The 24,113-nt window shown below is 51.0% G+C and carries 20 protein-coding genes; 12 read left to right on the top strand and 8 right to left on the bottom strand.

Annotated features, from left to right (window positions below):
• The first annotated feature begins 365 nt into the window (after positions 1-365).
• From EXY25_RS11055 to EXY25_RS11015, 9 genes are all read left to right on the top strand, one after another.
• Positions 366-3,083 (top strand): protein kinase domain-containing protein, encoded by a 2,718-nt coding sequence (locus tag EXY25_RS11055; protein WP_130566822.1) that lies wholly within the window; start codon positions 366-368, stop codon positions 3,081-3,083.
• 15 nt (positions 3,084-3,098) lie between these two features.
• On the top strand, positions 3,099-3,410 hold the full coding sequence (locus EXY25_RS11050) for an FHA domain-containing protein (protein WP_114337522.1): 312 nt from the start codon (positions 3,099-3,101) through the stop codon (positions 3,408-3,410).
• Positions 3,407-4,165, top strand: coding sequence for a MotA/TolQ/ExbB proton channel family protein (locus tag EXY25_RS11045; RefSeq protein ID WP_114337521.1), 759 nt, complete (start codon positions 3,407-3,409; stop codon positions 4,163-4,165). Before EXY25_RS11050 ends, EXY25_RS11045 begins: the two co-directional genes overlap by 4 nt.
• A 1-nt stretch (position 4,166) precedes the next feature.
• Positions 4,167-4,901: an FHA domain-containing protein gene (locus tag EXY25_RS18815; RefSeq protein ID WP_207232154.1), complete on the top strand. Its 735-nt coding sequence runs from the start codon at positions 4,167-4,169 to the stop codon at positions 4,899-4,901.
• A gap of 2 nt (positions 4,902-4,903) precedes the next feature.
• Positions 4,904-6,085: a PP2C family protein-serine/threonine phosphatase gene (locus tag EXY25_RS11035; protein WP_130566821.1), complete on the top strand. Its 1,182-nt coding sequence runs from the start codon at positions 4,904-4,906 to the stop codon at positions 6,083-6,085.
• A gap of 10 nt (positions 6,086-6,095) precedes the next feature.
• Positions 6,096-7,646 carry an FHA domain-containing protein gene (locus EXY25_RS11030; RefSeq protein WP_130566820.1) on the top strand — a complete coding sequence of 517 codons (1,551 nt, stop codon included), beginning with the start codon at positions 6,096-6,098 and terminating at the stop codon, positions 7,644-7,646.
• A gap of 4 nt (positions 7,647-7,650) precedes the next feature.
• The gene (locus EXY25_RS11025; RefSeq protein ID WP_130566819.1) at positions 7,651-9,081 is read left to right on the top strand and encodes a trypsin-like peptidase domain-containing protein; all 1,431 of its coding nucleotides are present in this window, start codon (positions 7,651-7,653) and stop codon (positions 9,079-9,081) included.
• 6 nt (positions 9,082-9,087) lie between these two features.
• Positions 9,088-10,014, top strand: coding sequence for a vWA domain-containing protein (locus EXY25_RS11020; RefSeq protein WP_130566818.1), 927 nt, complete (start codon positions 9,088-9,090; stop codon positions 10,012-10,014).
• A 223-nt stretch (positions 10,015-10,237) separates the two neighbouring features.
• On the top strand, positions 10,238-11,860 hold the full coding sequence (locus EXY25_RS11015; RefSeq protein WP_130566817.1) for a S1 family peptidase: 1,623 nt from the start codon (positions 10,238-10,240) through the stop codon (positions 11,858-11,860).
• Positions 11,861-11,933: 73 nt separating this feature from the next.
• On the opposite strand, the gene ftnA is transcribed toward EXY25_RS11015, so the two are convergent.
• Complete coding sequence (gene ftnA / locus EXY25_RS11010; RefSeq protein WP_114337760.1) at positions 11,934-12,461, bottom strand: non-heme ferritin; 528 nt, start codon at positions 12,459-12,461, stop codon at positions 11,934-11,936.
• 216 nt (positions 12,462-12,677) lie between these two features.
• Between ftnA and fabV the strand changes: the two genes are divergently transcribed.
• Entirely contained in the window at positions 12,678-13,868 is a 1,191-nt protein-coding gene (gene fabV, locus EXY25_RS11005) for an enoyl-ACP reductase FabV (RefSeq protein ID WP_130566816.1), read from the top strand.
• Between the two features lie 28 nt (positions 13,869-13,896).
• On the opposite strand, the gene EXY25_RS11000 is transcribed toward fabV, so the two are convergent.
• The 3 genes from EXY25_RS11000 to EXY25_RS10990 all read right to left on the bottom strand — a co-directional run bounded on the left by EXY25_RS11000 (position 13,897) and on the right by EXY25_RS10990 (position 16,944).
• Positions 13,897-14,133 carry a hypothetical protein gene (locus tag EXY25_RS11000; protein WP_130566815.1) on the bottom strand — a complete coding sequence of 79 codons (237 nt, stop codon included), beginning with the start codon at positions 14,131-14,133 and terminating at the stop codon, positions 13,897-13,899.
• A gap of 60 nt (positions 14,134-14,193) precedes the next feature.
• A complete protein-coding gene (locus EXY25_RS10995; RefSeq protein WP_130566814.1) occupies positions 14,194-15,402 on the bottom strand; it encodes an RtcB family protein in 1,209 nt (402 codons plus the stop codon).
• A gap of 609 nt (positions 15,403-16,011) precedes the next feature.
• Entirely contained in the window at positions 16,012-16,944 is a 933-nt protein-coding gene (locus EXY25_RS10990) for a hypothetical protein (RefSeq protein ID WP_130566813.1), read from the bottom strand.
• A 326-nt stretch (positions 16,945-17,270) separates the two neighbouring features.
• Here EXY25_RS10990 and EXY25_RS10985 point away from each other — a divergent pair, with 326 nt between their 5' ends.
• Together EXY25_RS10985 and EXY25_RS10980 are read left to right on the top strand one after the other, a co-directional pair.
• The gene (locus tag EXY25_RS10985; RefSeq protein WP_130566812.1) at positions 17,271-18,089 is read left to right on the top strand and encodes a DUF1194 domain-containing protein; all 819 of its coding nucleotides are present in this window, start codon (positions 17,271-17,273) and stop codon (positions 18,087-18,089) included.
• Position 18,090: 1 nt separating this feature from the next.
• Positions 18,091-18,498 (top strand): hypothetical protein, encoded by a 408-nt coding sequence (locus EXY25_RS10980; protein WP_130566811.1) that lies wholly within the window; start codon positions 18,091-18,093, stop codon positions 18,496-18,498.
• A 375-nt stretch (positions 18,499-18,873) separates the two neighbouring features.
• Here EXY25_RS10980 and EXY25_RS10970 read toward each other — a convergent pair whose 3' ends face one another.
• From EXY25_RS10970 to EXY25_RS10955, 4 genes are read right to left on the bottom strand one after another with little or no spacing between them, the layout of a single operon-like run.
• Positions 18,874-20,997, bottom strand: coding sequence for a PAS domain-containing sensor histidine kinase (locus EXY25_RS10970; RefSeq protein WP_130566809.1), 2,124 nt, complete (start codon positions 20,995-20,997; stop codon positions 18,874-18,876).
• Positions 20,998-22,194 carry an FIST signal transduction protein gene (locus EXY25_RS10965; RefSeq protein WP_130566808.1) on the bottom strand — a complete coding sequence of 399 codons (1,197 nt, stop codon included), beginning with the start codon at positions 22,192-22,194 and terminating at the stop codon, positions 20,998-21,000.
• Positions 22,194-22,541, bottom strand: a complete 348-nt coding sequence (locus tag EXY25_RS10960) for an Hpt domain-containing protein (protein ID WP_130566807.1) — start codon at positions 22,539-22,541, stop codon at positions 22,194-22,196. The genes EXY25_RS10965 and EXY25_RS10960 overlap by 1 nt, the downstream gene beginning before the upstream one ends.
• Positions 22,519-23,955, bottom strand: coding sequence for a sigma-54-dependent transcriptional regulator (locus EXY25_RS10955; protein WP_130566806.1), 1,437 nt, complete (start codon positions 23,953-23,955; stop codon positions 22,519-22,521). The genes EXY25_RS10960 and EXY25_RS10955 overlap by 23 nt, the downstream gene beginning before the upstream one ends.
• Positions 23,956-24,113: the final 158 nt, after the last annotated feature.

The raw sequence follows: 24,113 nt of genomic DNA, 5'->3' as shown, positions 1-24,113 counted from the left end.
GAAAGTCAAAAGACGTCGGCATTGCCCCGGTTGGCGCAGGCTGTCGTTAAACGCTAAGTGGCAAAGTCAGCGCCAGGCTGATTGGCAATTCATTACGAATCAGCCTGTTGGGATCACAAAATTACGCATCGACTAACGTCTTGATATCTAATCAGGTTATAAATAATTGATGTGGCGCAAAAGCTGAATGTTAGAAAAAACTAACGCCAACGATTGGAAAGCGGTGATAGATAGCGCAAAATACAAACAATTTAACATCACATTAACCTTTTCAATTCCGTCAGTGGCCATACTCATGTCACATGCGTTGAGTGAAAAGTTAATCCAGATTTTCATCATTTTTAAAGTTAAGGTTGCGCGACAGCATGGATCATATTCACGCCTTACCCAATGGCTTCCAGCTCGATAACTATCGTATTGAAGGCATACTTGGCCACGGTGGTTTTGGTATTACCTACAAAGCCGTTGATGTTTATCTTAATAAAATCTTTGCCATCAAAGAGTTTTTGCCAAACGAATTTGCTGTCCGTGCGGGCGACACTGTTGCGCCCAAAAGCCAACAAGATGCCGATGATTTCCAGTGGGGCTTAGATCGCTTTCTGCAAGAAGCCCAGGTATTGGCGCGCTTTACTCACCCTAACGTCAACCATGTACACCGCTTTTTCCAGGCGCACGGCACCGCTTACATGGTGCTGAATTATGAAGAGGGCGATACCCTTTCCCACAAGCTGCAAGCCACGCCTAAGCTCAGCACTGCCGAGATCCAACGCCTGCTGTCCGACCTCACCAGCGGTCTGCGCCAGGTACACCAAGCCGGTATGATCCACCGCGACATCAAACCGGGCAATATCATTATCCGCCCTGATGGCAGTGCCGTATTACTCGACTTTGGTGCCGCCCGACAAGCGATCGGTAATCGCTCCGGCCGTGTTACCCAGATCTTAACCCCCGGCTATGCGCCTATTGAGCAGTATGCCGAGTCGATGGATCAGTTGGGGCCATGGACAGATATCTACGCATTGGGCATGGTTGCTTATCGCGCTGTTACCGGGTTCGGTGATGACAAATTAATGGATGCTGTGAGTCGCTCACTGACCGCGTCACGGGGTGGCCCAGGAATGCCATCAGCGACCTCCCTTAGCCGAGGGGAATATCCGGCAGAACTATTAGACGGTATCGATTGGGCGATCGAGGTAAATGAGAACCAGCGTCCGCAAGCTGTCGAACTCTGGCAGCATAAATTGGGCTTAGTCGGTGAACCAGCATCATCCTATGGCCAACCCAACGGGCAGCCATCAGATCCAGCGGCAACCGTGGTCATGGGTTCACCCTCAGCGTCTCCGACACCATCGCAACCGGCCCAGCCATCGCCAGCCAAACCAACGCCGCCTCCGGCTCCTGAGCCCGCGCCTGGCAATAGTGGTGGCACCATGAAAACATTGCTGATCCTGTTAGTAGGTATCAGTGTTGGCGTCGGTGGTTACTTCATTGCTCAAAGCCAGCTCAAACCAATTGTGAATGGTGGTGGAAGCCAAATCGTTGACACCAAAACCGCAGGCAAAGAAAGCAAAACCAAAGTGACCGCCGACAAAGGGCCGCTGCAGATCACGCTAAATCCTAGCTCAGCCAAGGTAGTGTTCACAGGCACCGGTCGCTTATACAGCAAAGGGATGACGCTACCCTACGGCAAATATGAAGTGAAGGTGTCAGCCGACGGCTATGAAAGCAGCACACTGACCCTAGATCATCAGGAGCATGGCTCACCATCAGTGAACTTAAGCGCGGCAATTTCAGAATTCGCCTTTACCGTAAAACGCCAGCCTGCTGATGCCAGGGTGCGCATTTTAAATATTGGCCCAGCCTATAGCGATGGTATGTTGCTTGCGCCCGGTAAATACCGCGTTGAAGTGAAAAAAGCCGGCTACCGTACACATACGGGTTGGCATGAATTTACGCCGAAAGCTGGGGATACAGGGCCAACAGTCACCCTAAAACGTGGCGGCTTCATCGTAGATGCTTCCGGCAAAGGCGATTACAGCAACCTGGCTTCCGCCATTGCCGCAGCCAAATCCGGAGACACGCTCTTAATCCGCCCAGGCACCTACACTGGCGCGTTTAATTTAAGCAAAAAAATCAAGCTCAAAGGCGACGGTAACCGTAGTCAGATCGTGGTGACATCAACCACGGACAACACCTTTACCATCTCTGGCGATGCCACTCTGGACAATCTGACCATACGTTATACCGGTAAAGTAGATAACCAAAATGCCCTCTGGATCACTGGTGGCTCGCCGACGATCACCAATTGTGACCTAAGTAACGGCCATTCTACTATTTTGGCAGCGAAGGGCACGGCCAATCCAACGGTCACAGACAACTACTTCCATGGCACACCATGGAATGCCGTCAACACTTACGGTGACACCCGCGGACTCTATCGCAACAACCACTTTAAAGGCCTTGAGCAGCCCGTGTTTGTGGTCAAAGATCGCGCAAGCCCTAAGGTACAAAACAACCGTTTTACCGACAATAAAAGCAATAACTTCCTGCTTCGTGATGCCGCAAAAGGCAGCTTCGAAGGCAACGTACTCCGCGGCACGGGTGAATCCTTTGCCATCTCCATTGCTGGCACATCAACACCGACCTTTATTAGCACCGATGTGAAAAGCCCTGGTGGTCGCGTGTTTTTGGTGAAAGAACAAGCGCAACCAACTATTCGCAAGAGTAGCTTGACCGGGCTATCGGACTGGGGACTCTGGGTCGAAGGCACGGCCAGTCCACGGTTTGAAGAGAATGAGGTGGATGGCTTCGGACTCACGATATACGACACCTCGAGTCCGGTCATCGTAAACAACACTCTGCGCAATATCGGCGGGAATGGTATAAACATTCGCGAAGAGGCTCAGGGCATCTACCGTGGCAACAAGTTCTATAACGTCGGCTACGATGACGACAACTCATACCCCAGTGTCTATGTTCATGAAGAAGCGTCACCCACCGTCAACGGCAACCGCTTCTTTAAAGGCGGTTCCCAGGAAGTCTACGAAGCGGGTAAGAAAGCTAACGTCTACGACAACTATTGATTTAGGAGCTTAACCATGGCGATTCGAGCCTATAGCATTGGCCGCAGTGCTCACAACGACATCGTTGTTAATGACGCGTCAGTGTCTGGACGCCACGCCGAATTGGTACAGGCCGCAGATGGTCGACTGTACCTTTCCGATTGCCAAAGCACCAACGGCAGTTTCGTTGATAATAATGGCCAGTGGCAGCCGCTGGTCCAAAGCTTTATTGAACCGCAACAAACACTACGCTTGGGGAATATCACCATCACAGCGCAGCAGTTGTTACAGCAACTCAATGGCAGTGGGCCTAAGCGTCACCCCGGTACCGGAGAAGTTTACTCTTGAACCGCAAGGAGTATTGGCTCTACTGCCTGTGTGCAGCGGTAGTTCTTATACTACTGCTCTCCTTTGCCTTGCCAACAGGCAGTAATGCAGCGGCACTGTTGCTTGATCGTGAAAGCAGAGTACTGCCGTTTCCGTTCACCATCCCGGTGGTGATGTGGCTCGTGTTTGCCATCGGCATTGCCGAGCTTTGGTTCCGCTTAACCGCTGCCAATGAAGAACAGCAGCAGCTGGTCATGAAGTTGTTACCGGAAGACCAGCAAACGATGTTGTTAGCTCGCGATTTAGGCGCGCTCTATCAACGCCTGCAAACCATTGCCCCCCACTGTTTTTTGCCGCGACTATTGCGCCGCGTTATTTTGCAATTTCAAAGCAGCGGTTCGCTGGCGCAAGCCAACACCATTTTCAATTCGAGCCTCGAACTTTATCAACATGAAATTGACCTGAGATACAACGTGGTTCGTTACATCAGTTGGCTGATCCCGACGCTGGGTTTTATCGGTACCGTAGTCGGTATCGCGCTTGCCCTCAGTGATGCCGGTGCAGCGCCCAAGTTTGACGACCCTGAGCTGCTGAAACAGGTGACCCTTAGCTTAGGTTTAGCTTTTTACACCACGTTACTGGCTCTGGTGATGTCTGCCGTGCTGGTACTGTTAACACACATTGCACAAGGGCGCGAAGAGCGCGCTCTGAACCTATCTGGACAATACTGTCTGGACAACCTCATTAACCGACTTTACGAACGTCAGGGGGAATAACATGCCCGTCTACAGAGATCAAAATGGTCGCATTATCGATAGCCCAACCCAACAGGCCAGCAATCCGCTAGAGCAGCCTACTCAGGTCGTCAGAGGCTCAACACCCAAACCAGCACAAGCGACCCCTGCCAGTCCGTTAGATGCGGCAACCACTGTCAATCGACCAGGCGTCACCCCCGCCGCACCATTAGCAGGGCAACATGTGGATACGCCGACATCTCGCACACCTCAAGGGCAAGTGCCACCCGCAGCCAGCCCATCCGACGGCGATCCTAAGACCCGTGTCTTTCGTCCTGGTCGTGCAACCACCGCCGCGCCGGTATCAACAGGTGAAGCCCAACCCGCAGCTGCTGCGGCAACGGCAGAACAAAGCAGTGATGCCATGGCAGATCCCTTAGCCGGTTGGCTAGTGATCACCGGCGGTCCAGGCATGGGCAATGCGTTGCGCCTGGGTTATGGCGTGAATGCTATTGGCCGCGACGCCGATCAGCGGATTGTCTTAGATTTTGGCGATGACCAGATCTCCCGTAAGCAACATGCGCTGGTCACTTACGATCCGAAAGGGCGTAAGTTCTATTTGCAGCATGGTGGCGGCACCAATTTGGTCTACATGAATGAAGCACCCGTGCTGACACCGACCGAGTTAACTGCTGGTGTAGAACTGATCATCGGTGCTACCGAGCTACGATTCATGCCACTGTGTGGCCCTGACTTCGATTGGCAAGAGAAGGCTTAACCATGGCGCTGACGCCCTTGATGGCTGGCGCCCAGATACAGGGCGCACGAGACTACCAGGAAGACAGTTTCGGTCACTGGTTGGTTAACGATGATGGCGACATGTTGCTGTTGGTAGCCGACGGCATGGGCGGTCACGCCGCAGGCGACACCGCCAGCTTGTTAGCGAAAGAGACTTTTCTCAATCACTATCAGAATTCAACCCCCGCGCCCGCAAGTGTAATGTTGCGGGATGCGCTCAATGCCGCCAATGGCGCGATCACCGAGCATATCGCGAACAACCCAGGTCACGAAGGGATGGGGTGTACCTTACTGGCAGCTTTAATCAGCGAGCAAGCAATCACCTGGGTCAGTGTCGGTGACTCTCCGATGTGGCTACTTCGTCACGGTGAGTTAAAACGGCTTAATGAAGATCATTCGATGTTACCCGTGCTTCAAGGCTTAGTAGAGCTGGGGCGAATGACCGAAGAGGAGCTGGCCAAAGACAGTCGACGTAACGCATTGCGATCCGCCTTATGTGGCGATCAATTGTCGCTCATCGACCAACCCAAAATGCCAGTTCCGCTGCAAGCCGGTGATCAGATATTGTTGGCCAGCGATGGCGTACAAACACTGTCGGACAAGGCGATTGCCGAACAGTTGTCTGCCCAAAGCAGTGATCCAGCAGCCGGAGTACGCCGGTTACTGGCGGCTGTTGATGCCGCCAACGCGCCGGGACAAGACAATGCCACGGCAGTGCTCGCTGAGATCCCCGCCAGTGCCAACACGCCACACCAACATAAACAAGCTAGCAGCAGTAAAATTCTCCCCGCTGTCGGTGCGGTGATTGTTGCCGCTGTACTTGGTTGGTGGCTACTGACCCCCACCCCAGATTGTGATGCCTCTGACGGTATCTGCGCTGATCCAGCCAGTGAAACACAGCTAACAGCACCGGCAATAATAGAACCTGAAACAGCAGCCGACACCGAGCTAGTGGCGCCAGAAACTATCGAAATCACACCCGAAGTTGCACCAGAAGTGCCAGAGATCGTCCCTGAAAAAGGGCTCGAAGATAAGGCAATGGAACAAGCCGTACCGGAAGATGCTGATGACGCGATCCCGCTAGATAAGCCACAAGCCGTCCTCAAGGTGCCCAGCAACAGCGTGCCTCCAAAAGAGAACGCGCCTAAGAAGAATAACGAGTAATGGAAGCATAATGATGAAACGACTGCTCACCGCGATGTTTATCTCTCTCCTGTCAACAGCGGCTTGGAGTGCCGACATTCCCCACCAAGGTCTGTTAGATAGCAGCTTAAAACTGAAAGTTTATCTTCATGATGAGCCCAGAGCCGAAGCCACTGCCGTGGTATTAGCGACCGGCTACGTGGTAACCAGCAGCGATGCACTGGAGAAAGGCCAGCGGTTCGCTGTGGTGGACAGCAGTGGTGCCGAACTGGCGGCAGTGCGCGTCAATCAAGATGACAAATTGGCACTGACGCTGCTCAAGGTTGAGGGGTTGAATGCGCCGGCATTGGTTGTTGCCCGCCAGCAATCAGAGCAGGGCAGAGCCGTTGGCGCCTTAAGCCTAAGCAGTGACAAACGTGAACAGCCAACAAGTTTTCACTTTGGCATTGGCAGTATCACCGAACTGGTGAGTGACAAAGACAGTGGCCAGCGTTATATCAGCCACAACGTCAAACTTACTGATTACTCTCACGGCGGTGCATTGGTCAACAACTGTGGTGAACTGATCGGCATCAACGTACCTGATCCCGATGCCAGTATTTTCACCAGCAAAGAGGGGATCGGCTTTAGTGTTCCCCTCGCCCAAGTACAAGCGATGAGCAAAGCTTACGCCACCACCACGGTAGCCAAAGAGATCTGTTTGTCGGCTGCGGAACAAGCCCGGCTTGCCGCGGAAGCTCTGGCCGACACCGAATCGAAACTGGCTGAAACCGAAAAGAGTTTAGGTGCCGAGCTCGATGCTTTGGAAACTGAGCGCAATGACCTGCAAAAACAGCGCGAAGCCGAAGCGAAAAAGGCCGCCGAAGCGAAGAAGCTACTTGCTCAGCTGGAAGAGAAGCAGAAGCAACTAAAAGATGCCACCGCGGAAGAGAAGGCGGCATTAGGAGCTGAGATTGACGCACAAAAAGCGGTCGTTGCAGAAACGGCCGAGCGCGCTGCACAGCTAGAAGTGCAACTCACCGAACAACAAGCGGCATTAGACGCCGCCATTGCGAAACAAGCAGAACAACAACTTTGGTTGATCTACGGCGGTATTGTTGCCGGTGTCATCGTGTTGGCACTGATCATCATGCTGCAGCTACGTAAGCGTAAATCAAACCAACTGGTGCAACAGCAGCAGATGACAGCGGAAGAGTTACAACAGGCGCAACAAAATCTGGCCGCAAAGGCTGCACATGAACAAGCACTTGCCAGCGTCCCTGACCTATTGTTGGTTGGCCTCGAAGGTGAAGCCGCCAGTTTCGCTGTCAGGATCCAAGGCAGCAGCCTTGGGGCGGCTGTCGATGGTCTGGTGATCGGTCGCAGCCCTAACTCCAGTGAACTGGTCGTCACCCATAGTGAGGTTTCACGCCAACATGCCCGTTTAATCTGGGTGAGCCAGCAACTGATGCTGGAAGATCTGGCATCCACCAACGGCGTTTGCGTCAACGGTGTCCCGTTGACCGCACATCAACCGCACATGGTTCATGTCGGTGATCGCGTGCAGCTCGGTACGTTGGTTTTTGAATTAAGAAAGGCGTAACCAAATGCAGAAGTTACGAGTTCCCTTGCTCTTAGCCAGCGTGTTAAGCCTATTAGCACTGCCAAGTAATGCCGCATTAAAGCGTGTTGAAGAGCTGGAACGAGGTGTCGTGCGGATCGTCAACTTGATGAGTGATGGCACCTCCACAGGTACCGGCTCATTACTGAATAATGACGGTTACATCGCCACTAACCACCACGTTATCGAAGATTACGACGAGCTGTTCATCATCACCCATAATGATGAACAACGTATCGAAGCCGAGGTGATCATCGACTCACCCCAGCTCGATCTGGCCGTGATCCGAGTTCGTGGGATCCAGGGTAATCCGGTGGCGATCAATGATGGCAGCTTAGGTAAAACCAGTCAGGTGTATGCCTTCGGCTATCCAGGGATCTCGGATCAAGCACCAGGGGGACACGCTGCCGTACAAGCTACCGCTACCGAAGGCACTGTGAGTCGTGTCTACACCGGTTCTTGGGGCGGATCTCGCGCTTTAAAGATCGTCCAGCACGACGCTGCGGTAAACCCAGGGAACAGTGGCGGTCCATTATTAGATGCTTGTGGTCGAATGGTCGGTACCAATACCATGGCGATCAAAGCGCAAGCCGGTCATGGCGCGTTTTGGGCCTCCCATGCCTCTGAACTAACAGCCATTCTCAATAACAAAGGGATCAGCTTTACCCGTGATACTTCAACCTGTGACACCAGTGGTGGTGCAGGTACTGATACCAAAGCGAGAGAAGATGCTCTTAGCGCAAAGTCAGCGGCACAACTGGCAGAGCAACGCGCTAAAGAAGCGGAATTAAAGGCCGCAGAGCTTCGCACGCAGATGGATGAACAGCTAGGAGAACGGGATAAACAACTCAACTGGCTGATCGATAACGTGTTGTTGGCCGGGTCTATTATGGCTGGGCTGTTAGTGATCACTTTGTTACTCGCCGTCAAAGGTAATCGCCAGAAAGCGGCACAGGTTGTACATCAGGTGGTAGAGCCATTAAGTCAACGCTTTCGAGGTTCTGCCCCACAACGACCAGCAGCGACGCCAAGCCACCAACCTGGGCCGACGCAGATTGCCCAGCACTCCGCAGTCGCAACACCAAACAATGGTGGTGGTCTGGTACTCTCTGGTTTCAAAGGCCACTCCGATAGCGTTTGCCTGCAGGTGACCTCATCACTGTTGGCTGACGGCAGCAAAGGTTGCAGTATTGGCCGTCATCCACAGCTGGTTGACCTGCTACTGGACGACAGTTCCGTATCCCGTCGCCATCTGCGGATAAGCCGTGAAAGTAATGGCTTTATGGTCGAAGATCTCAACTCAACCAACGGTACACGGGTAAATGGCCAGCCGCTGCAACCCTTCAAGCCAGTGCCAGTTGCAGTCGATAGCCAGTTACAGATAGGGGACGTCAAACTCCTGGTCTCACTGGGATAATCACAAATGCAGCGCCGCAATCGCGAGATCAATATCTTCAGTATGTCGGCGCTGGATCTGTTTGCCTCCGGTATGGGGGCATTTATCCTCATCGCCATTCTGCTGTTCCCCTACTTCCCTCATACTGGTGACAGCGCCGACACCGAAGCGCTGAAAGTCGCACTGGACGATGCCAATGCCGCGACGGAGGAACAAGCGGCTGCCGTAGAAGCCTTGCAAGCCCAGTTAGCCGAAGCGCTCCGGCTGCTTGCGGAAAAACCGGAACCGACACCACCCACACCTGTACCCCCCGCACCAATTCCTGTTCCAGAGCCAAAACCTCTGCCCGGCGCAAAAACCCAATTCCCGGATATCGATCTGGTACTGGTGCTGGATGTCACTGGCAGTATGGGCAGCGCGCTAAATGCGCTGAAACGTGAGATAGTCAGCTTCGTCAGGGTCACAGACAAACTTTCTTCTTCTATCGGCATTGGCATCGTCGCTTATGGCGACAGGCAATACCGTACGCCCGTGACCGTACAGCCGTTACTAAAAATTTCTGACTCACCGGCCAACTTCAAGCGGCTGAAACGCTTCGTGGATGCCCTTGAGCTAAGACATGGCATCGGTAAAGGCCGCAATGACGATACCCCCGAAGCGCTTTTTGCAGGATTAAAGCAGGCGGTTAACAGCCGCTGGCGCAAAGAAGTGGAGCAGCGGATGATTGTTATTATCACCGATGCCCCTGGCTATCCAGAAGAGCGTATGGCGACATTGAAGCTGGCGCGTAATTTCATCAGCAGTAAAAAGAGCCGTATCTCTGTGCTGTTTGTCGACACCGACGAGTCAGTGCCCTTGGATCTAAAGGAGCTCGCCAGAGAAGGCAAAGGCAATGTGGTCGAAGGTGGCACCTCCCTCACCTCAGGTATATTGCAAGCGATCCTTATTGACTGAGCCCAGCCTGTTCGATTGAGTCATCAAATTCACTCAGGTGCATCAACTCCCATTGTGTTGGCTGCCCTAAAACAGGCTCAAAACCGACATACGCATAAGAAATGTGAGTAAGTGTAAAAAGCGGGAACGACCATCACACATTATCATTAGAAAAATTAATTATCACTACTCAGATGTTACCCTGAACCTCTTGTAATTAGTTGAAAACAAGGAAGTAAAATATATGTTCCGCTACATTATTCCGGCGGCACTGGCCATGATCAGTGTCAATAGCCATGCCGTGGTTGGCGGCCAGACGGTGAGCGATCAAGATTGGCCTTATACCGTTAGCCTGCGCCAAATCGAAGGCACAGAAAGCGACTCTCTTTCTAACCATCGCTGCGGTGGCGCCTATATCGGCGAAGGCTTAATCCTAACCGCAGCGCACTGTGTGGCGTTGGCACCTGTAGAAAATTCTGTCGCTTGTATCGGCGGATCAGGTGATGCTAGTGAAAACAACTGCTACCGACTGGCCGATGTGAGAATTCATCCAGACTTTGAATCAGAATTTTACACCGCCGATCTCGCCATCTATAAGCTTGCTTGGTTTAGTTCCCCTGACAATTATCCCGCAGCCAAAATCATCACGGCAGAACAAGATGCCCTGATCACCGCAGGTGAGACATTACACATACTAGGGCTGGGCTCTACTCGATACGAAAGCTATGACCCAGCCTATCAACTGCAAGGCGCTGAGATCGCAATCGCTAGCGAAGCAGATTGCAATGAGCAGACTGCCGTCCAGGCACCCGCAGGATTTGATGCCAGCAATTTCATCTGTGGCGGAGAGCAAACCAAAGGGCCTGCACCAGGGGATAGCGGCACACCTGCCTTTATCGAGATGGATCAGGGTATGATTTACACGGCCCTCGTGTCTCACGGCTACAACTACATGGGTGTGTTTACCCGCCTTGGCTTACATCTGGACTGGATAAACAGTACTCGCGAGGAACTGACACCAAATAGGATATTAGATGTTGGTGATGACCAGCAATGGTTACTGAGTGCACAACAACCGACGATAGAGCATCAACAATTGATTACCAATATCTCCACTGAAGCGGTAGATATTGTCGCCATTGAGATCCGCGGCGATGCGTCAGTCACACTGATCTCCCATAACTGCGGCACGCTTAACCCCAATAAGAGTTGTGAAGTATCCATCGCGGCGCAACAGCCCGAAAACAGCTACGGCAACGCTTTTTTAGATATCGAACTAAGTTCAGGTATCACATATACCGGCGTTCGCCTCACAACCGTTGCCATGGGCGACATCCCAGGCATAGCGAATTGGCAGAGTGAATTTCAAAGCTGGTTAGCAGGCGGCAAGTACCCTTGGAGCGCATTCGAAGATCGCGGGATCATGGTGCCTGAAATTATCGAAACTTTTCAATTTCTTCAGGGCGAGCTAACCGGGCCGGGCGTACTGCAATTTTCATCACAAAGCTTAACCGCCAGCGGCGATGGTCGACTTCAGGTGCGGCTTGATGACGCAGTGGTATTACAAATGAACGGTGAATGCCAAGCTGAACAAATAGCAGTAGCGGTGCCAGAAGGTACGCATCAGATCACCTTTGATTATGAGGGTACCAACCAGTTCATGAACAATGGAAGTATTGTCCTCTCCGACTTGGTATTTAACGATCAGGCATCCGCAACAGGCTCCCTGACATGCCATTACGTGAAGCCAGAATATTTCCCAGTAAGTGAAGATGATATCGTCATCGAAAACTCTGGTGGCAGTAGTAGTTTAGGGTGGTTATCACTGTTGCCACTCTTTGTCATGCGTTTGCTAAGACGTCGATAAGAACATTCCCCAACATAAAAAAGGAGCCCAATGGCTCCTTTTTTTCATTCCGTCATTCTTCGCAAAATACGGTTTAAGCACCCGGTTCCATAATTGAACCCGGCTTACCACCGCGGGCCATCGCCTGAAGATCTTTATCAATAAAGAACAGTAGCTTACGATCGTTATCCAGCAGATCGATTTTATCCAGAATACCTTTAAACAGCTTCTCTTCTTCATGCTGCTCTGCCACATACCACTGCAGGAAGTTAAAGGTGCTGTAGTCATGACTGGTAAAGGCCACGTGAGCCAGCTCGTTAATAGCGCTCGTGACTAAACACTCATGCTCATAGATCTTCTCAAACAGATCTTTCAGCGATTCAAACTCATGGGCCGGTGAAGCAATGCCGCCAATGATAGGCATGGCACCTGTTTCACTCACATAGGTAAACAGACGGTTCATGTGCTCCATCTCTTCGGTAGCATGCTCCCGCAGAAACTCAGCAGCACCCTCAAAGCCCTTATCTTCACACCATGCACTCATCTGCAGATAGAGGTTAGAAGAAAAGAATTCCAGATTAATCTGTTCGTTCAGCTTTTCGATCATCGGTTTCGCTAACACAGCTAAGCTCCTGTCATTATTCTGTACCGCTATAGTCTTATTCTCCGGTGGATAGCTTTTCAGATCAATGCGCTGTAATAATATTTTCTTATAATTCAAATCCTTGATAATACGAATAGCTCGCATTGCGGTTCGATGACCCACCCGCCGTTTAAATTAGGCGAAATAAGCAAAGCCCGCATATGCTTGGATCAGCTTTTAATGCCGGAGATAACCATGATTATCACCCCACAACTTGCAGGTAACGTTGCCCGTAGCTGTCACCCTATTGGCTGTCAGCAAGCACTGCAGGCACAGATCGATTATGTGCGAGCCCAAGGAGCGATCACCACGCCCAAGCGAGTATTAATCCTCGGTGCCTCCTCTGGTTTTGGCTTAGCAGCCCGTGTTGCATTAGCTTTTGGCGGTGGCGCGGATACCTATGGCGTATCCTTTGAACGTGGGCCGTCAGAAAAAGGCGTTGGTTCCGCAGGTTGGTATAACAACTGCTATTTCCGCCAGGCTGCCGAAGCCGCGGGTCTGCAAGCGGCCAACACCATTGGTGATGCCTTTAGTCCCAAAGTGCAGGAGAAAGTGATCGCCGATCTGAAAGCGGACTTTGGCCAGATAGATATGGTTATCTACTCACTCGCCACTGGACGCCGAGATATTCCTGCCACAGGAGAAAGCTTCCGCTCAGTATTGAAAACCACAGGCGCACCGGTCGAAGGCAACACCATCAATCTTGAAGCCCAAGCGTTAGAATGGACCTCCATCCCAACCGCCACCAGCGAAGAGATCACTCACACCACCAAAGTGATGGGCGGTGAAGGGTGGCAAGAATGGATTGAGGCCTTGCTGGCTGCCGATCTACTTGCACCCGGCGCACAGACGCTGGCATTTAGCTATCTCGGCCCCGAACTGTCGGCACCAGTGTATCGTTTTGGCACCATCGGCGTCGCCAAAGAACACCTGCATGCCACCGCCAATCATCTCAATGAACAGTTACAGCAGACGGTCGGCGGCATAGCCTACCCTGTGGTGGCGAAAGCACTGGTTACCAAAGCAAGTGTGTTTATTCCGGTCATGTCCGTGTACTTGGCACTTCTGATGAAACAGATGAAAGCCAACGGCACCCATGAGGGTTGTATCGAACAATGTTATCGCCTGTTCGCCACTAAAGGTGCCGGACAACAGCCTGTATTAGATGAAGATCGCCAATTACGCTTGGATGACTATGAACTGGCACCATCACTGCAAGCAGAGATTGCCAAGATCTATCCAACAATTAATGGAGATAACTTTAAAGCGTTAACCGATTTTGACGGCTACCTGCATGACTTCATGGCACTGAATGGTTTTGATTTGGCGGGTGTAGATTATTCTGCAGAGGTCGATATGACGGAGATGGCGGCACTCAAGCCTTAATCAATAGCGATAGCAAAACGGCCATGACTTAGCTCGCCAAACGACAACAATAGTGATCCGAGGGTGTATCACCCTCGGTCTCTTTTAGACTCCCCAAACACTGTTCAGATAGCCGTTCCGTTTCCCAATCTAACCATTCTTGCTGATAAGACAACTTATCCGCCGAACGCTGAGCCTTTTGGCTTTTACCATGGGCACCGCCTTTATTCATCAGCGGTGATATCGCATGTAAATTACGTGGCTTGTGCTGCCGTTTTGTTTTCATCCTAATGCTCCGTTAGCTTACTTATATATGAACCCGCCGTTGCCAACACGGCGGGCTCTGTTACCCCTTCACACAAACCAATTGCTTCAAGGTATGTACCACCTCCACCAAATCGCTTTGGTGTGCCATCACTTGGTCAATATCCTTATAGGCGCCGGGGATCTCATCGATCACCCCTTTGTCCTTGCGGCACTCAACGCCGCGGGTTTGCTGCTCCAGATCTGCACGACTAAAGCGTTGCTTGGCTTTGGCACGACTCATCTTTCTCCCCGCTCCGTGGGAGCATGAGCAAAAGCTTTCCGCACTGCCCTTACCGCGAACAATGTAAGAACGAGTTCCCATCGAGCCAGGAATAATGCCCAGCTCACCGGCACGGGCTGATATCGCGCCCTTGCGGGTCACAAATACATCGGCACCAAAATGATGCTCCTGCTGCACGTAGTTATGATGACAGTTAATCGCTTCCTGGGTTATTTCAAACCTTGGCAGCAAAGGTGCAATCGCTCGCAGCACCAACGCCATCATCTCCTGACGATTGATACGCGCATACTCCTGCGCCCAATCCACCGCCCCCACATACGCAGCAAAATGATCGCTGCCCTCACTAAAGTAAGCCAGGTCTTTGTCTGGTAGGTGATGCATATGCCCCTCCATATCTCGCTTGGCTTGCTGGATAAAGTAGCGGCCAATGGCATTACCGATCCCACGACTGCCAGAGTGCAGCATGACCCAAACATCGCCACTGTCATCGACACACAGCTCAACAAAGTGGTTACCCGAGCCCAACGTCCCCATCTGAGTCGCCCATGTTTGTTGTGGGTTTTTCAGCATTTTCAGCAGCGTCGGATGGCGCTCAAACAACTGGTCAATGCCAGCTTGTAGCCCCGCACATGCCTGGCTGCGCACTGACACCTGCTTATGGCAGGCGGCACCCACCGGCACGGCGCGCTCAATCGCTTCACGTACCGGCTTTAAGTTATCCGGTAACTGTGATGCCTTAAGCGACAGCCGCAGCGCATTCATACCACAGCCGATATCCACACCCACAGCGGCAGGAATAATCGCTTTATGGGTCGGAATAACCGCGCCAACAGTAGCACCGATCCCCATATGCACATCTGGCATCGCCGCTATATGACGATGAATAATAGGCAACTTAGCTATATTTTTTAATTGATTAATAGCAGCATGGTCTATGTCATCAGTGAATATCTTCACTGGCATATCTTTATTTTTTTCGCCGCTATTTAATTCTATTTTAACAGGCATAAAAATCCCCTTCGCAATATAAATCGCGAATATATTATTCTTTGGGAGACTGCCAGATACTAAAAGCCCCGGCGTATGGCCAGGGCTAGTGTTTATGCTTCCTGGCTTGCAAGTCCCCAACAAAGGCCTTGCAAGCACAAGTACTTGAAAGACCATAGTTAATGGCTGATATAGGTAACCTCTGTCATTTCAAGTACTCCTCTAAATTGATGAATGGATAAGCTGTGGAGATATTAGTGACTAATATTTTTTTGTCAAGAAATAATGAAAAACAAATAAAACATAATTTTTATAATGTAAAAGCCTTACATCATATCCAAAGTAAATAGAATCTCGACATATTACATAAAAAATGAATTTTCATTCACAATATAACAATTAATTTATTAACCAATAAATTAGATCACAAAACTAATGCCTAGCATTCGGAATTAAAATAAAAGAGGGCCCATCTGGGCCCTCTTTGTCGGCAACGCGTCCTTGCTTCGGGTGGAGATGAAAAGTGTGTTTAAGCAAAGCTCAGAGGAAAATGGCAGCCCCCACCACGATCAGTAAAAGCCAAATAACCATCCGGAACGCCTGAAACTGCTCGACCATACCGCCCCCTACCTACAATGCTGAGTTAATTGAGGCAGGCGTTATGCTAGGTGTAATCAGCTCCTTCGGCTCACGATGCTGCGACAACTCTGTTTCAAGAGAATCGTCACGCTGCGACTCCATTAGCTGCATCAGTCTAGCCAGTTCATGCTGGGGTCTTGCCACATGAAAGACTGAATTTCGATTGATCTGTGCCGTAGCGTCACCGGGGGCACGACTCTTGAAGACCACTTCAACATCTTCACCGCGCAGTGAAGCTGAGATGTCGCAAAAGATGACCGCAGCGATAGGATGCATCCCTTTTTCCAGCGAGATCTCGCCATTTAGCAGGGCTTCATCACGAAACCCCTGATAGAGATTAACGCTGTCAGAAAACAACTCTCGGCCATTAACGCGTAACGATGCAAAACAACGTGTGGCCACTTTAGGCTCATTGCTGCGCTGCATCGACAAACGGTTAACATTGAATGACAACACAAATTGGTGACGACCTTTATGTAGACTGGGATAAACACCATTCATTTGATACGCCCCCACGGGTGGGCGTTCTATCTGGTTATAGCGGTGGCGCGCTAAATGGAAACGCGATTCGTCCATCACAAAGCTACCTAAATCTGAACCGACCAGTTCAGGTACAGCCTTTCTGAAATCAGGGCTCTTGTGCACTCGCACCACCCAACCGGGCTGTAATCGCATGCTGCTAGCCGCATGGGAAAACAGATTGTCACTGCGGGCACCTGGCTCCAAGGTTCGGAGCACATCAACCTCACCCTGCAGCTGCTGAAAGTTAGTATTGAGTTGATTGACCTGTTTCTTTACCTGTTGATAGCGCATACAGGCCCAGGTTCCCCCCAGGAATACGAGTACTAAACTAATTACTGAAAGTGACACCACATATTTGGCAGCGCTCTGGCTGCGACGTTTATTGCTATTTAGATTAGCCATTGCAAACTCCTCCGTCCGACTAATCCAACTGAATCAATTGTTATGCCACAAGGATTTACTTCATTTTTATCAAAAGGTTAGCCCTAATTGTCGGCTGATGTATCGCGGCATCTAGTCGCATAATGCAACAAGGATAGAGTTGCAAAATGCAACTGTTCGCATTTTGCAATCCTCAACCAATCGACTTCCCCAGCGCTCAAGAACTATCTATCTAATTGATAATTAATAGGTAAATTCTCTCTCAACGAGTTCGGCACAGGTTTTGAAAACGTATCAACTGACGTGGCAGGTCGTTACTTGCCAAATTCGGGTTAAGGAGCGGAAGAATGCAAAACAGAAGAAAAGTCGCTTTCTTTATGAAGAGTGTCAGTTTTACTTTGAGCAGTTGGATTGCTTTATCGGCGCAAAGTCATGCCATAGAGATAGTCGAATTAGATGTCGATGTAGAGCTGCAGTTGTTAATGGATATATCAGGTAGCGTCAACCATCAGGAATACCTACTGCAACGGGATGGCTACGCTCAGGCATTTAGCAATGATCAAGTGCAACAATCAATTTTACAGGGTGAACTCGGTAAGGTAGCGGTGCAGTTGGTTATGTGGAGCGGCCAAAACCAACAGAGCGTGATGGCCGATTGGACACTGATCGATTCAGTCACTTCGGCACTGGATTTTTCAGCGTCTCTTGCCGAGCTAGCTCGCCCTTTTTGGCACATGACAGGGGTTGGCGACGCCATCGACTTCGGTGTAGCGCAGTTCGAAGACAATGGCTTTAATGGCACACGCCAAATCATTGATGTGTCAGGTGACGGCATAGAAAATAGTGGCAGAGATACGCTACAGGCCCGCGGCGATGCCCTGACCAAAGTCGATACTATCAACGGCATTGTAATCAGCCCCTACCAATCAGTTAACGACTTCTACATGGATGAGGTGGTCGGCGGTGAGAATGCTTTCCTGATGCAGGTCGATCGATTCGAACAGTTTGGCGATGCGATCCAGCAAAAACTCAGTTATGAAATCAGTGGCGATGGCATCCCACCTGAGGCCACTCGCGTCATCGTGCCAGTCACGGGTTCGTTATCCTTAAGCGCCCTCGGCTTACTATTTCTGGCGATCAGTCTAAAACGTCGAAAGGAGCACTAAAATGCGATTAATTCTCCTGCTTTGCCTATCCGCACTGCTGATTGGATACGCCATCGCCGATGAACAACCCAAGATACGTTTTGGAGAAGTTCTGGCAGAAAGCCCTGGCACCAAACCGGTATTTTTAGAACAAAACCGATTCGCCATTACTCCTGAGACACTCTACGGCCTGGTTGTTGAAAAGCCTTCCGCCACCCCTTTTACTTTAAGCACTATCCATTTCATCCCTCGACAGGATGGTAGCGGTGAGTTCAATAAGGTCGCTAGTCGCATGGTCGAAGCAATCGGTAGCAGCGCCGTGTGGCTCAAACCGCTACAAGACGATCCTACGGGGATATACATGATGGAGGTTTACGTCGATCTGCGCCTGGTAACCACCATCGAATATGAGTTGTATAAGGTACACTAAGCTGATGAGTAAATATCATCCTGACGAACATAATAGTCGAGTCCATCCACGCGTCTCGATGCGTGTACAGAGACTCAGGCTGCGACTGAAACCAAAGGGCTGGCGTTATTTGCTGAGCGGTTGGCAACACACGACCCTGCTAAATATCTCGAATGACGGTATTGGCTTCAAAAGTCGCCACATGTTTATCGTCGGTACATGCTACGCCATGATCCTCGGGGTTGGTGACCAACAACAATGCCATGTGCGTATTGTCCGCGTCGATCAGGTAGGAAGCAGCTTCTATTGCGGTGCAAAATTAGTGGACCACACAGCCTTACTGCAGCGGCTGATCGCAGGCATCAAACCAACTCGAGCCCACCAAGGTGCCCCAGCTCAGCCGCGAAGGTCACTCAGACTGTCTTGAAGCTGCTCCGACCGCAATGGTTTTACCAGCACCTTATTGACCCCAATCGCGGCAAATTGTTGCGCTTCTTTCAGCCCGCTATTCGCAGTTAGCGCAAAAATTGGCACGTCACACATAGGCGTTGCTAACTCACGGATCCGACGACTGGCTTCTAGGCCATCCATGACAGGCATCCGCAAGTCCATCAGCACCAGGTCAAACTGGCTGCTGCTGACAGCCTGCACGGCTTCCGCACCATTATCAACTAGGCTGACATCGTGCCCAAGTTGCTGCAGCATCAACTTCATCACCATCTGATTGCTTTTGCTGTCTTCAGCTACCAGCACTTGCAGTGATTGATTAGCCGTATCCAATTCCGGTATGTAGTTATCTTCAGGCACGCTCACCAACGGCAGGCTGAACCAAACCTTTGCACTCCACGGCTGTGCCTTTTGCTTTGACTCGATACCAATTGTGCCCGCCATCGACTCAACAATGCGCTGACTTAATGTCAAACCCAAACCACTGCCTTGATGAGTACGGGTCTGGCTGTTGTCGCGCTGTTCAAATAGCCCAAACAGCTGTGATGATTCGTTTTCGTCAAACCCCGGCCCCTGATCCAGGATCGCAAAAGTAATATGGCTATCATCCGCAGAAACCTCTAGCCGAATCGTTCCTGAATCACTAAATTTCACCGCATTACCTAGCAAGTGAAACAGCACCTGAGCAATGAGATCGCCCTGCACTAATGATAGATTCGCCAGCGTAGTGGCAACAACGCAGTCTAACTTCAGCCCCTTCGACGTCGCTTGTGAACGCCAAAGCTCCAATGCATGGGTAGTCAGTGCCGTGACCGTATGAATTGAAGCGCTGTTGGACGCTGGCAACGCCATCGACTCATTCAGATCACCCCGCACCTGACTCAGCGTTAGTAGATCTCTTAACAGAGATTCAAGCAAAGCTGATGATTGGGATGTCATGGCGAGATGCTCTTTTTGCGATGGCGTCATCGGCTCGTTACTCAATAACTCCAAACCACCAACAATGCCATTAATCGGTGTCATCAACTCATGCTGCATCATCGCCAAGAATGCGCTTTTCGCTTCTGCTGCCTGCTCGGCGTCTCGCCATGCTTGCTCAAGCGCTAACTGCTTACGCTTAATATCCGTGATATCCCGTGCGGTACCGCGATAGCCAATGAAACATTCGGCTTCAAATCGAGGCTCGCCACTGACTTCAATCCAGCGCAGTTTGCCTGGCACAGGCTCTATTTCGAAGCGCAGCTTCTGAAACGGCGATCTGGCAGACAACTGTTTCAGCAAGCTACGCCAGCGCCCCTGTTTCTGCTCATTGGGGCTACGTAATCGCAGCCAGCGCCGACTCAAAAGATCGAACTCCGAAGTCTGCTTAGCAATGCGATCTGGCTGAGTTAAATAGGTTAGTCGCAGACGATCATCGGTTTCCCAAAACCAGTCACTGGCACTGCTGGCAAACGCTTTGAATCGGAGTTCACTCTCTTTGTGGGCTTGCGTGCGCTGCTCTACCAGGGTTTCCAGATGATGTCGGAACCCCAAGTTAATCATCAATTGCGACAGGAAAGGTCGAAAACGGGAGACTAACCGACGCGCTTCATGATCAAAAACATGGGGCCGACTGTGGAGGCAGATCAACAACACCTGACGTCGGTTATCTGCAATGGAAGTGATGATAGCACTGTGTGCCATGCCCCGAACCTGTTCGGGCAAAGCCTGCCATTCAGGCAATAAGGTGGTATCAAACAGCAGTAACGTATCTCCGGAAAGTGCCCGGCTAAATGACGTCGCTGCGGGCCAGCGCGCAGCCATCAGTACCTCACTACTGGCAACCAGCGGCGCATACTCACCGCTCTCAAACTCAACGATAAGTGCATGCTCTAACGCCGTGAAGGGCTTAAGCATCTCGATTAATGCGTCAATAAGTTTTGCCGGATCGGCGGCGGCAGACAGTCGCTGCAACCCCTGCAACAGAGCGTCATTCTCCGCTTGTAATTTATGCGCCTGACTTCTGGCTCTAACCAATTGCTGCGCTAACTCATGGGAAGATTCAGCCTGCTCCAGCTTATCGTCTTGGTTCACTTAGCCCTCCATGAATAGCACACTGGCGATCATCAAATTACCATGAGCGAATTCCCCACCAATAAACTGGCCCTGTTCGCCAAATGTAAATGCGCCAGCAAATGGGGCACCCTTTAATACCTGATTAATAGACGCAACCACATCAGGCATCTGGCGCTGCACCGTCAACATACAACCGGCACAATAGATATTTAAGCCACCAATAATCCGGTACCGCTCTGCGTCTAACGTCTCCTTTGCTTCCTGCGCCACGCGGCCAGCCCGACCAATCAGGCTCTCCGTTGTACCTTGCATCAGAACAATCTCTTCACCTACCTGAACTTCGGCAAAAAGATTCAACCCTCCCTGATCGGAAACATGTTCGGGGTGCGCCAATTTGTAATAGGGCACACCGTTAACCTGCCCAACGTAACGGCCTAAAGGGCTGAGCGTCGTTGCGGCCAGAATACTGTCGTCTCGTTTGATATGAGACTGGATCAGCCCCTCAGTCCAACGGTTGTAAAGCTGAGCAGCAGGCAGATCATCTAACCGCTCCAGATGACGACTACTGGCAGCGGTTACGGTTGCTTTCAGTGACGTTGGTAGGTAGCCAGAATGAAAGCTAAAGCCTAATTCACAGGAGGGATAAAACAGAGTGAATGCGATGCCGTCATCGCACAGGGTGCCATTGGCCCCTATCAGCCATTGCTGCGCCACCTTGTTATCGGCAGCGCTCCCACCAATAACCGGCGTGGAACGACCAAACACCCCCTCAATAGTGTGCAGTATCCGCTCCTCTTGTCCCGGTGTACCGTGCAGCCACACCAGAGCAGGAAGTTCACCGACGCGATCTGCAGCCAACATCGCCTGATACAAAGCAGCCTTTACAGACGCATCAACATTGCCAACGAAGGGCTCGACAGCACAACCAAAGCTGCCATGGGCGTCCTGACACGCCCATACCACCAAGCCATAGCCGCTAACACCGTGGTAGCCAAGCTCTGTCATTGCCCCCTGACATGATGTGCACAACATCTGTTGTGTATCCGGATAATGCGCAAGCAGTTCGCTCTGCACCAGCTTCACGTCCATATCGCTAGTGACGTATATCAGTATCAGGTCAGGGTTAGCATCGAGCCTCGCCGATAGCTGTTCAACCGTTTCATCGACCGCCTTAAGGGAATTAGGTTGCGTGCTAAACGCGGTTGCGATCTGCATTACGGCTCCTTCGGCTGGTAAGCTAATAACTCAGACTGGGTTTGTTGCCAAAGCCGTTTGAGCTGGGCAATCAATTCATTGATCTCTTCCGGACTACCCGCAAGCGCCAAACCCTCTATCCGACCAGCACACTCACTTAACACTATTGCCCCAAATGTTGCGCCACTAGTGCAGAGCGTATGGCTTTCACGTAACAGCAATTGGCGGTCATTTGAGCAATTCGACAGCGCTTCTACACGGGATTGCGCTTCATCAATAAAACAGGTTCGCAGCTGCGGCCAAAGCGCGATGCCCGTATCTGCTAATAGTTTCTCCAATGTCTCCTCAGACAAGCAGCTGTTGTTCATCCTGCCCCTTCCATTGCTTAATTTTGCGGTATAGCGTCGAAGGATTAAGCCCTAGCTTCTTCGCCGCCTCACCAACTTTACCCTGATGCAACTCAACCACATGCTCAATCAAGCATCGCTCATAGACCTCGTAAGCGTTAACGGCCTCGACCGAATTGGGTAACCAGCCATCTCCGCTTCCTGGCTGTGCGTGCCGACTAACGGGATGGTGGGATATGTCAATTTCAGGCTCAGCAAAGGCTCGCTCAGAACGCGCTTGAATATCAGGTAACATTGACAGTTCAACCAGATCACCATCGTGGAGTACCGCCACATTTCGCAGTACGTTTTCCAACTCGCGGACATTGCCCGGCCAGGGATATTGGCGCATCCAGACTTGCACTTCGGCACTGAATCCACTGAATCTGCGCTGCTCCTCCGCACAGATTTTTGCCAACAGAGCATCAGCTATCAGCAAAACATCGTCGCCGCGGTCACGCAACGGCGGTAACACCAAGGGAATAACGTGCAGCCGATAGTAAAGGTCTTCCCGAAAACGCCCCGCACCCACTTCCGTTAGAGGATCGCGATTAGTCGCACACACGATACGAACATCCGCGGTCTGCAGCTTGCCACTTCCCACACGAGAAAATTGTCCCGTTTGTAAAAATCGTAACAGCTTGCTCTGCAGATCCAGATCCATCTCACACAGCTCGTCAAGAAACAGCGTTCCACCTTGCGCCTGTTCAGCTGCGCCCTCTCGGTGTGTAACTGCACCGGTGAACGCCCCTTTCACGTGACCAAAGATCTCACTTTCCATCAGTTCTCGAGGGATAGCGGCACAGTTTATAGCGACAAAAGGCGCTTTACTCCGAGGACTACGTTGATGCAGTGCTTGGGCACACAGCTCTTTACCTGTACCACTTTCTCCAGTGATAAATACCGTGGCCTTACTGGTTGCGGCACTTTCAATGATCCGGTAAATCTGCTGCATCGGCAGTGACTTTCCGATTAAGCCTTCGAAACTTTCAACAACAAAAGTTTGGTGTAGTGACTCAACGAGGGCTCCGAGCTCAGACAAACGAAGGGTGTTCTCTACTGTCACCAGCAGGCGCGCTTTTGAGACAGGTTTCAGCAGAAAATCTCTTGCCCCAAGTCGCATCGCCTCGATCGCATTTTCCAGAGAGCCATGCGCTGTGATCACCACCACGGCGACATTAAGTTTCTGTTCAGCGACAAATTCGAGGATACTCTGACCATCCATGTCCGGCAGTTTTAGATCCAGCAACATCAAGTCGGGCACCTGACGATCGAGCGCAGCCAAGGCTGACTTACCACTGGCATGATGGCTGACGCGATAACCCTCTTGCTTTAAGTAGCTTTGATAGACGAGCGCCAAAGACTGGCTATCTTCAACGATCATTATGCTAGCCATCAAACCTCCTTAAAAAACACTGGTCTAACCCTTACAGCTAGTCGTAATACCTTGCTAATTCAAGCTGTTTGACTTGATTATGAGGCACAACTAGAAATGAATAACGCAAAACAGCAGTAAAGAGTAAAGATTATTAGCCTTTACTATTATCTGCCATT

Source organism: Corallincola spongiicola (assembly GCF_004284785.1).
GTDB classification, from domain to species: Bacteria; Pseudomonadota; Gammaproteobacteria; order Enterobacterales; family Neiellaceae; genus Corallincola; species Corallincola holothuriorum.
This window is presented reverse-complemented; position numbering and strand designations above follow the sequence as displayed.

Bases quoted from the DNA above. Each gene is read 5' to 3' on its own strand.
- EXY25_RS11055 (WP_130566822.1), top strand. From the start codon at position 366: ATGGATCATATTCACGCCTTACCCAATGGCTTCCAGCTCGATAACTAT.
- EXY25_RS11050 (WP_114337522.1), top strand. From the start codon at position 3,099: ATGGCGATTCGAGCCTATAGCATTGGCCGCAGTGCTCACAACGACATC.
- EXY25_RS18815 (WP_207232154.1), top strand. From the start codon at position 4,167: ATGCCCGTCTACAGAGATCAAAATGGTCGCATTATCGATAGCCCAACC.
- EXY25_RS11035 (WP_130566821.1), top strand. From the start codon at position 4,904: ATGGCGCTGACGCCCTTGATGGCTGGCGCCCAGATACAGGGCGCACGA.
- EXY25_RS11030 (WP_130566820.1), top strand. From the start codon at position 6,096: ATGATGAAACGACTGCTCACCGCGATGTTTATCTCTCTCCTGTCAACA.
- EXY25_RS11025 (WP_130566819.1), top strand. From the start codon at position 7,651: ATGCAGAAGTTACGAGTTCCCTTGCTCTTAGCCAGCGTGTTAAGCCTA.
- EXY25_RS11020 (WP_130566818.1), top strand. From the start codon at position 9,088: ATGCAGCGCCGCAATCGCGAGATCAATATCTTCAGTATGTCGGCGCTG.
- EXY25_RS11015 (WP_130566817.1), top strand. From the start codon at position 10,238: ATGTTCCGCTACATTATTCCGGCGGCACTGGCCATGATCAGTGTCAAT.
- fabV (WP_130566816.1), top strand. From the start codon at position 12,678: ATGATTATCACCCCACAACTTGCAGGTAACGTTGCCCGTAGCTGTCAC.
- EXY25_RS11000 (WP_130566815.1), bottom strand. From the start codon at position 14,133: ATGAAAACAAAACGGCAGCACAAGCCACGTAATTTACATGCGATATCA.
- EXY25_RS10995 (WP_130566814.1), bottom strand. From the start codon at position 15,402: ATGCCTGTTAAAATAGAATTAAATAGCGGCGAAAAAAATAAAGATATG.
- EXY25_RS10990 (WP_130566813.1), bottom strand. From the start codon at position 16,944: ATGGCTAATCTAAATAGCAATAAACGTCGCAGCCAGAGCGCTGCCAAA.
- EXY25_RS10985 (WP_130566812.1), top strand. From the start codon at position 17,271: ATGCAAAACAGAAGAAAAGTCGCTTTCTTTATGAAGAGTGTCAGTTTT.
- EXY25_RS10980 (WP_130566811.1), top strand. From the start codon at position 18,091: ATGCGATTAATTCTCCTGCTTTGCCTATCCGCACTGCTGATTGGATAC.
- EXY25_RS10965 (WP_130566808.1), bottom strand. From the start codon at position 22,194: ATGCAGATCGCAACCGCGTTTAGCACGCAACCTAATTCCCTTAAGGCG.
- EXY25_RS10960 (WP_130566807.1), bottom strand. From the start codon at position 22,541: ATGAACAACAGCTGCTTGTCTGAGGAGACATTGGAGAAACTATTAGCA.
- EXY25_RS10955 (WP_130566806.1), bottom strand. From the start codon at position 23,955: ATGGCTAGCATAATGATCGTTGAAGATAGCCAGTCTTTGGCGCTCGTC.